The organism is Saccharopolyspora sp. NPDC045839 (assembly GCF_056431645.1).
In genome coordinates this window covers 300,801-309,319 of the sequence record NZ_JBWKKH010000007.1, presented here as the reverse complement: position 1 = coordinate 309,319, position 8,519 = coordinate 300,801, and the positions used below count along the sequence as shown (strand labels likewise).

Sequence of the window (8,519 nt, the reverse complement as noted above, 5' to 3'; positions counted from 1 at the left end):
TGACCGCAACGACGACTTCGCCACCGCCCAGCTGATCCTGATCGACTACTACCTCTCGCGTGTCGCTCCCCCTCCTCCCCCCCCCCTCCCCCCCCCCCCCCTCCTCCCCCCCTTCCCCCCCCCCCCCCCCCCCCCCTTCCCCCCCCCTTCCCCCCCCCCCCCCCCCCCCACGACAGCAAGATCCGCGTGCGGTCAGGCGTTGTCGGCCTGCTCGACGGCGGCTTCGGGCGCCGGCCGCGAGTGGCGCAGCGACAGCAGCCCGCCCACCACGAGCGTCACGATGACGCCCAGCGGCGTGTACCAGGGGAACGCGAGCGACTTCTCGCCGCCTTCGCCGTTCGGGAAGGTCACCCAGAACACGAAGAACAGCACCACCACGAGCGTCGCCACGAACGCGATCACCGCGTCCGCCTGGCGGGCCCGCTTCACCAGCAGCCCCAGCAGGAAAGCGCCCAGCAGCGCGCCGTAGGTGTAGCTGGCGATGCTCAGGCCGACCTCGACCACCGGGTTGTCGGTGCTGCTGAACATCGACGCGAACACCACGAACACCACGGCCCAGACCAGGGTCCAGCCCTTGCCCATCCGCAGGACGGTCGCGTCGTCGAGCTTGCGCTTCGAGATCCGCTGGTAGAGGTCGCTCACCGTGGACGTGGACAGCGAGTTCAGCGACGACGCCAGGGTGCTCATCGCGGCGGCCAGGATGCCCGCGATCAGCAGCCCGGACAGCCCGGGCGGCAGCTCGTTGACGATGAACTGCGGGAACAGCTCGTCCTTGCTGGCCATGCCCAGGTCCGCCGGCTGGGCGCCCTTGAAGAACGACCACAGCATCGTGCCGATGAACAGGAACAGCGCGAACTGCAGGAACACCACGACGCCGCTGGCGATCAGCGCCCGCTGGCTGTCCCGGAGGTCCCGGCAGGCGAGCAGCCGCTGCACCATCAGCTGGTCCGCGCCGTGCGAGGCCATCGCGAACACCGCTCCGCCGATCACGGCGGTGAAGAACGCGTACTGGTCGGTGATGATCGACGAACCGAAGTCGAAGATCTGGAACTTGCCCTCGGCGAACGCGGTCGACATCCAGTCCCCGGGCAGCCTGCCGAGCAGCACCGCCGCGGCGGCGATCGCACCGCCGACGTAGACCGCCATCTGGATCGCGTCGACCCACACCACGGCCTTGATGCCGCCGAAGTACGTGTAGATCACCGTCATGACCGACAGGATCAGCACGATCTGCCAGTACGACATGGTCACGCCGAAGGCCGCCAGCATCACCTTCACCGGGATCGCGGTGGCGAACAGCCGCAGGCCGTCGGCCAGCAGCCGGGTCACCAGGAACGTCACCGACGCGGTGCCCTGCAGGCCGGAGCCGAACCGCTGCCCCAGGAACGCGTAGGCGCTGACCAGGTTCCCGGCGTAGTACTTGGGCAGCAGCACGAACGCCACCACGATCCGGCCGATCAGGTAGCCGATCGCGAGCTGGAGGTAGGTGAAGCTGCCGAGGTAGGCCACCGTCGGCACGCTGATCACCGTCAGCGTGGACGTCTCGGTGGCGACCACGGAGAAGCACACCGCCCACCAGGGCAGCTGGCGGCTGCCGATGAAGTAGTCCTGCGAGCTGCGTTGCCTGCCGCTGAGCAGCATCCCGATCACCGGCATCGCGATCAGGTACAGCCCGATCACGACTAGGTCGAGAGATCGCATTGCGCCTCCTGTGCGGTGTGGCCGGGCTGGAGTCGCAGCCGCCTCGGCTGCTGGACGGCGGGTTCGGGCATCCGGAGCGGACCGGCTCCCGGGGTGATGCTGCCGAGCAATCGGGGTCCGGCGGCCCCGGTGGTGCCCGGTGTGTTGCCGCTGACACCGTGCCAGGTGAGGAATCCGAGCAGCGCGGTCAGGTACGCCTCTTTTCCGTCCGACGGCAGACCGAGGTCGTCGCTGACGACCAGCGGCGCGTCCAGCAGGCGGCGCAGCGCGGCGAGCAGGACGGGATTGCGCACCCCGCCGCCGGACACGACGACCTTCGCCGCCTGCTCGTTGCGGCAGGCGTCGGCGATGGTGCGCGCGGTGAGCTCGGTCAGCGTCGCCAGCAGGTCGCCGTCGCCGACCCCGGCGGGCAGCTCGTCCAGCGCCCGGGCCAGGTAGTCGGCGTTGAAGTGCTCCTTGCCGGTGGATTTCGGCGCCGGCCGCCGGTAGTAGCCGTCGGCGAGCAGCACTTCGAGCAGTTCGGGGTGGACGGTGCCGGTCGCGGCGATGCTCCCGTCGGTGTCCTGCGGCGTGCCGGTGATCCGGCCTGCCGCGAGGTCGATCAGCGCGTTCCCGGGGCCGGTGTCGTAGGCCAGCGGCCGTCGCCCGCCGACCACGGTGATGTTGGCGATGCCGCCGATGTTCAGCGCGACGGTCGTGCCGGGCTCGTCGGCCAGCCACAGCGCGTCGAACACGCCCGCCAGCGGGGCGCCCTGACCGCCGGCGGCGACGTCGCGGGCCCGCAGGTCCGACACCACCGGCAGGCCGGTGGCCTCGGCGATCCACGCGGGCTGCCCGATCTGCAGGGTGCCGCGCGCCCGCCCGCTGCCCTGGACCCAGTGGTAGATCGTCTGCCCGAGCGATGCCACGAGGTCGGCGCGGCCGCCCGCGAGCTCGAGCCCGAGCCGGGCCGCGGCCGCGAATTGCTGCCCGACGTAGGTGTCGAGCCGGCACAGGTCTTCGGCGCTGCAACCGGCCGGCGGGAGAACGGCGCGCAGCTTCTCGTGCAGCACGTCCGGGTAGGGGAGCACGGTGGCGCCCAGCGGGCGGAGCTGCACGGTGTCGCCGTCCAGCCGCAGCTCGGCCACGGCCACGTCGACGCCGTCCATCGACGTGCCGGAGAGCAGACCGATCACGCGCCACCAATCCACATGTGTGGTCTATTGCACAGCGCATGGTAAATGCAAGCGTCTCGCGCTCATTGTTGGTGATTTGCTCACTTGGTGTGCCGGGCGCGTTCCGAGGCCGGTATGACCAGGTGGGAGGATGGGCGAGTGACCACCGAGAACCTGATTCTGATCATCGTCGCCGTCGTGGTGGTGCTGGCGATCGCCGTGGTCGCCGGCATCGTGCTGAACCGCCGGCGGCGGATCAGCCTGAGCGAACGGGACGAGACCGCGGGCCAGGCCGAGTCCGTCAAGGGCGGCGGGTATCGCGCCGACAACGGGATCAGCCTGTCCAGCGGCGGCACCACCACGGCGGCCCCGCCGGAGCATCCGGCGGGCGAGCGCACCGAGGTGGAGGGCCAGCCCGGCGTCGGCGACGACGCGGCGGTGCCCCGCGACACCGAGCGACGCGGCATCGTGGACGTGCCCCTGCCGGACGGCGGCACGGTGACCGAGGAGCCGCCGGTCAAGGAACCGCCGGTCGAAGCGCCGGCCGAGGTTCCGGAGCAGGAGCGCGCCGAGCCGGTGCCGGAGCCGGCGCCCGCGGTGCCGGAGGAGATCGAGGAGATCGAGCCGACCTCGGGCCGGCTGGAGCGGCTGCGCGGCCGGCTCTCCCGCTCCCGGTCGACGTTCGGCCAGGGACTGCTGGGCCTGCTCGGCGCCGGCGACCTGGACGAGGACTCCTGGGAGGAGATCGAGGACACCCTCCTGCTGGCCGACCTGGGCGCGGCGACCACCACGGAGATCACCGAGCGGCTGCGCACCGAGATCGCCACGCGCGGCATCCGCACGCCGGACGAGGCGCGCGCACTGCTGCGCGAGGTGCTGGTGGACGCGCTCGGCCCGGACATGGAGCGCGCGGTGCGCGCGCTGCCGCACGGCAACCCGGCCGATGGCGGCAAGCCGGCCGTGGTGCTGGTCGTCGGCGTCAACGGCACCGGCAAGACCACGACCACCGGCAAGCTGGCGCGGGTGCTCGTCGCGGACGGCCGGACGGTCCTGCTCGGCGCGGCCGACACCTTCCGCGCCGCGGCCGTCGAGCAGCTCGCCACCTGGGGCAGCCGGGTGGGCGCCGAGGTGGTGCGCGGCAAGGAAGGCGCCGACCCGGCGAGCGTGGCGTTCGAGGCGGTCAGCCGCGGTAGCGACACGGCCGTGGACGCGGTGCTGGTCGACACGGCCGGCCGCCTGCACACCAAGACGGGCCTGATGGACGAGCTGGGCAAGGTCAAGCGCGTCGTGGAGAAGAAGGCCCAGGTCGACGAGGTCCTGCTGGTGCTGGACGCGACGACGGGCCAGAACGGCCTGACCCAGGCGCGGGTGTTCTCCGACGTGGTGGACGTGACGGGCATCGTGCTCACCAAGCTCGACGGCACGGCCAAGGGCGGCATCGTCTTCCAGGTCCAGCGGGAACTGGGTGTCCCGGTGAAGCTGGTGGGCCTCGGCGAAGGCCCGGACGACCTGGCCCCCTTCGAGCCGGGAGCGTTCGTGGACGCCCTCCTCGGCTGAGACCTCCCGAGAACAGCCCCCGCGCCCCAGCGCGGGGGCTGTTCGTTCGTCCCCGAAACCCAATTGATCAGACAGCACGGGAATTTGTCTGACGACTGATGTCTGACCTATGGTTCCGCCCGGAGGTGTTGGCATGCGGGTCGTCGGGCAACGGTCTTCTGTGGACGAGGTCATCGCCGCGCTCAACGAGCAGCTCGCCGGAGGGGCCTGGGCTCCCGGTGAGCGGATTCCGACCGAGCTGGAGCTGGTCGCCGAGCTGGGGGTCAGCCGGACCGTCGTCCGGGAGGCCGTGCGGGCGCTCGTGCACCTCGGGCGGCTGGAGTCCCGGCAGGGCGCCGGGACGTTCGTCGTGTCCACCGCCGATCCGGCGCCGATGCTGCGGCAGTTGCGGCTCGCCGGGGTCCGGGACGTCTTCGAGGTGCAGCTCGCCTACGACGTGCAGGCCGCCCGGCTGGCCGCGATGCGTCGCGACGACACCGACATCCAGCGGCTGCGCGAGCTGCTCGACCTCCGCGACCGCGCGGACTCGCCCGAGAGCTTCGCCGCCGCCGACGTCGACTTCCACGCCGCGGTCGTGGCGGCGGCGCGCAACCCGGTGCTCTCGGAGATGTACCGCTACCTCAGCGAACGTCTCCAGGAGAGCCTGGAAACGGTCCGCGCGGATGCCGCGCTGTCCGAAGGCGGGCCGGTCACCCACCGGGCGCTGCTGGAGGCCATCGTCGACGGTGACCCGGAGGCCGCCGCGGCGGCCGCGCATGCCGTGATCAAGCCGAGCCTGACGTCCCTCGGGGGCGTTCTCGACGAGAGGGGAAACGCGCAGTGAGCACCCGAGTCCAGCAGGCACCGGCGTCCCCGGTGGGCACCGCCGTGGCCGCCACCCTGGTGCTGGTCGTGCTGGTGGCGCTGGCGCTGCGGCCGCCGTTCACCGCGGTCGCGCCGCTGCTGGAGCAGATCCAGCAGGACCTGGGCGTGTCGAACACCTTCGGCGGCGTGCTGACGACGCTGCCCGTGGTGTGCCTGGGGGTGTTCGCGTTCGTCGCGCCGAAGCTCCGGCAGCGCTTCGGCGACGAGAAGGTGCTGGTCGGCTGCCTGATCGTGCTGCTGATCGGCAATTCGCTGCGCGCGCTGGGGTCGATCTGGACGCTGCTGGCCGGGACCGTCGTGGTCGGCGCCGGGATCGCGGTGGCGAACGTGGCGCTGCCGGGCCTGATCAAGCGGGACTTCCCGCACAAGGTGCCGGTGATCACGGCGGTCTACACGATGTGCCTGACGCTGGGCGGCGCGATCGCGGCGAGCGTGGTCGTGCCGCTGGGCGCCGCGCTGTCGTCCGCCTGGCGCGCTCCGCTCGGGCTCCTCGCGGTTCCCGTCCTGCTGGCCATGGTGATCAGCCTCTTCGCGCTGCGGCGCAGCTCCGGCGCGCCGCCGCAGCCGTCCAGTGGTGGCCGGTTGTGGCGGAACCCGCTGGCCTGGCAGGTCACCGTCTTCATGGGCGTGCAGTCGGCGATGGCCTACGTCACGTTCGGCTGGTTGCCGACGATGCTGCAGAGCCGGGGCATGAGTGCCGGGCTCGCCGGCCTGGCGCTGGGCATCCAGGCCGCGGTGCAGGCTGTCGGCTCGATGAGCGTGCCCGTGCTGTGCCACCGGCTCCGCGACCAGCGCCTGATCGCCGTGGTGCTGGCGGTGCTGCTCATGCTCGGCTTCACCGGGATCCTCGTCGGCCCGACCGCCGGGCTGTGGCCGTCGGTGGTCGTGCTCGGCCTGGCGCAGGGCGCGGCGTTCGGCTTGGCGCTGACGCTGTTCGGGCTGCGCTCGCCGGACAGCGACACCACGACGGCGCTGTCCGGGATGGCGCAGGGCGGCGGGTACCTCATCGCCGCGGCCGGCCCGCTGCTGATCGGGCTGCTGCACGACGTGACCGGCGGCTGGATCGCGCCGCTGGTGCTGCTGCTGGGCTTCTCGACGATCTGGCTCTGCATGGGCCTGCTGGCCGGGCGGCCCGTCCAGGTGCCTTCGGTGATCGACGGCGAAACGCGGCGGTGACCTCACAACACCGATGTAACCGGCGGTGAGCAGGATTTCACGGCCGCGTAACAGCGGAACGGGCCGCCGGAAACAGGCATTCCTCAGGATGCGGGCCAACTCGGTCGCATCGGGAGGCAATGTGAATTCAGGCGACACCGCATGGGTGCTCATGAGCGCGGCGTTGGTCCTGCTCATGACCCCGGGTCTGGCGTTCTTCTACGGCGGCATGGTGCGCTCCCGCGGCGTGCTCAACATGTTGATGATGAGCCTCGGCAGCATCGGCGTGGTGGGCGTGCTGTGGGTGCTCATCGGCTACTCAACCGCGTTCGGCTCCGACATCGGCGGGGTCGGCCTGCTCGGCAACCCGGCCGAGTTCTTCGGCCTGAGCTCGCTGCTCGGCGAGGACCAGGTCTCCGGCAGCATCCCGACGCTGGCGTTCGTCGGCTTCCAGGCGATGTTCGCGATCATCACCGTGGCGCTGATCTCCGGCGCGATCGCCGACCGGGCCCGCTTCGGCCCGTGGCTGCTGTTCGCCGGGTTGTGGGCCGTGGTGGTGTACTTCCCGGTCGCGCACTGGGTGTTCGCCTTCGACACCGAGGACGACGCGGGCAACGTGACCGCCGTCGGCGGCTGGATCGCCAACCGGCTCGCCGCGATCGACTTCGCCGGCGGCACCGCGGTGCACATCAACGCGGGCGCCGCCGCGCTGGCCCTGGTGCTGGTGCTCGGCAAGCGCAAGGGCTGGCCGAAGGACCCGGGCAAGCCGCACAACCTGCCGTTCGTGGTGCTCGGTGCGGGCCTGCTGTGGTTCGGCTGGTTCGGGTTCAACGCCGGTTCGGCGCTGGCGGCCAACACCACCGCCGCGGTCACGCTGGTGAACACCCTGGTGGCGACCAGCGCCGCGATGCTCGGCTGGCTGCTCGTCGAGCGCATCCGCGACGGCCACGCGACCACGCTCGGCGCCGCGTCCGGCATCGTCGCGGGCCTCGTGGCGATCACCCCGGCCTGCTCCTCGGTGACGCCGCTGGGCGCGATCGCGGTCGGCGCGATCACCGGCGCGGTGTGCGCGCTCGCGGTGAGCCTGAAGTACCGGTTCGGCTACGACGACTCGCTGGACGTCGTCGGCGTGCACCTGGTCGGCGGCCTGCTGGGCACGCTGCTGATCGGCCTGTTCGCCTCGTCGGCCGCCCCGGCCGGGGTGGACGGCCTGTTCTACGGCGGCGGGCTCGACCAGTTGTGGCGGCAGGCGGTCGGCGCGGTCGCGGTGCTCGCCTACTCCTTCGTGCTCAGCCTGGTGCTGGCGCTGCTGGTCAAGGCGGTCGTAGGGTTCCGGCTGAGCGCCGAGGACGAGGCCGTGGGCATCGACGAGACCGAGCACGCCGAGACCGCGTACCACTTCGGCGACGACCGCTCCGCGCGACGCCGGTCCGCGGCGCCTGCCGACGAGGTCGAACGCAAGCTGGAGGGCAGCCGCGCATGAAGTTGGTGACCGCGATCGTCCAACCGTCCAAGTTGGACGACCTGAAGGAGGCGCTCGGTCGGCTCGGGGTGCTGGGCATGACCGTCAGCGAGGCGCAGGGCTACGGGCGCCAGAAGGGCCACACGGAGGTCTACCGGGGCGCCGAGTACGCCGTGGACTTCATCGAGAAGCTGCGCGTCGAGGTCCTCGTCGACGACTCCGATGTGGACAAGGCCGTGGACGGGATCGTGACCGCCGCGCGCACCGGCCGGGTCGGCGACGGCAAGGTCTGGGTCACCTCGGTGGAAACCGTGGTCCGGGTGCGCACCGGGGAGACCGGGGTCGAGGCGATCTGATCCCGCTGCCCGACCGAGCCGGAGGGCGCCGCCGATCGATCGGATCGGCGGCGCTCTCCGCGTTTTGCCTGGTCAGGCCCCGTGAGCGGTTCGGGGTGCTATGGCGCCCCAAAACGCGCACGGGCCCTGACGTGCACGAACGGCCTGAGTGGATTTCGCCGGACCACTCGGTGGCGAGTGCGTAACACTACGCAGCCGTACTCAGGGGGCTTCACGGTCTCGCCGGGCCCGCTCGGACGGCAGACTCCTAAGTGCGACGCGGCGACAAGG

7 protein-coding genes are annotated in these 8,519 nt (G+C 71.6%); 5 read left to right on the top strand and 2 right to left on the bottom strand.

Annotated features, from left to right (window positions below; all coding sequences use genetic code 11):
• Positions 1 to 192: 192 nt before the first annotated feature.
• Positions 193 to 1,701, bottom strand: a complete 1,509-nt coding sequence (locus tag AC07EQ_RS13475; protein ID WP_478388247.1) for a sodium:solute symporter — start codon at positions 1,699 to 1,701, stop codon at positions 193 to 195.
• Positions 1,683 to 2,876 (bottom strand): anhydro-N-acetylmuramic acid kinase, encoded by a 1,194-nt coding sequence (locus tag AC07EQ_RS13470; RefSeq protein ID WP_478388246.1) that lies wholly within the window; start codon positions 2,874 to 2,876, stop codon positions 1,683 to 1,685. Before AC07EQ_RS13470 ends, AC07EQ_RS13475 begins: the two co-directional genes overlap by 19 nt.
• 114 nt (positions 2,877 to 2,990) lie before the next feature.
• On the opposite strand from AC07EQ_RS13470, the gene ftsY reads away from it, so the two are divergent.
• The 5 genes from ftsY to AC07EQ_RS13445 all read left to right on the top strand — a co-directional run bounded on the left by ftsY (position 2,991) and on the right by AC07EQ_RS13445 (position 8,249).
• Positions 2,991 to 4,412, top strand: coding sequence for a signal recognition particle-docking protein FtsY (ftsY, locus tag AC07EQ_RS13465; protein WP_478388245.1), 1,422 nt, complete (start codon positions 2,991 to 2,993; stop codon positions 4,410 to 4,412).
• Between the two features lie 133 nt (positions 4,413 to 4,545).
• On the top strand, positions 4,546 to 5,235 hold the full coding sequence (locus AC07EQ_RS13460; RefSeq protein WP_478388244.1) for a FadR/GntR family transcriptional regulator: 690 nt from the start codon (positions 4,546 to 4,548) through the stop codon (positions 5,233 to 5,235).
• Positions 5,232 to 6,452, top strand: a complete 1,221-nt coding sequence (locus AC07EQ_RS13455; protein ID WP_478388243.1) for a CynX/NimT family MFS transporter — start codon at positions 5,232 to 5,234, stop codon at positions 6,450 to 6,452. Before AC07EQ_RS13460 ends, AC07EQ_RS13455 begins: the two co-directional genes overlap by 4 nt.
• Before the next feature lie 121 nt (positions 6,453 to 6,573).
• Positions 6,574 to 7,914 (top strand): ammonium transporter, encoded by a 1,341-nt coding sequence (locus AC07EQ_RS13450; RefSeq protein WP_478388242.1) that lies wholly within the window; start codon positions 6,574 to 6,576, stop codon positions 7,912 to 7,914.
• Positions 7,911 to 8,249 carry a P-II family nitrogen regulator gene (locus AC07EQ_RS13445; protein ID WP_132484864.1) on the top strand — a complete coding sequence of 113 codons (339 nt, stop codon included), beginning with the start codon at positions 7,911 to 7,913 and terminating at the stop codon, positions 8,247 to 8,249. The genes AC07EQ_RS13450 and AC07EQ_RS13445 overlap by 4 nt, the downstream gene beginning before the upstream one ends.
• The last annotated feature ends 270 nt before the right edge of the window (positions 8,250 to 8,519 follow it).

Excerpts from the sequence above, each read along its gene's own strand:
- AC07EQ_RS13475 (WP_478388247.1), bottom strand. The coding sequence starts at position 1,701 with ATGCGATCTCTCGACCTAGTCGTGATCGGGCTGTACCTGATCGCGATG.
- ftsY (WP_478388245.1), top strand. The coding sequence starts at position 2,991 with ATGACCAGGTGGGAGGATGGGCGAGTGACCACCGAGAACCTGATTCTG.
- AC07EQ_RS13460 (WP_478388244.1), top strand. The coding sequence starts at position 4,546 with ATGCGGGTCGTCGGGCAACGGTCTTCTGTGGACGAGGTCATCGCCGCG.
- AC07EQ_RS13445 (WP_132484864.1), top strand. The coding sequence starts at position 7,911 with ATGAAGTTGGTGACCGCGATCGTCCAACCGTCCAAGTTGGACGACCTG.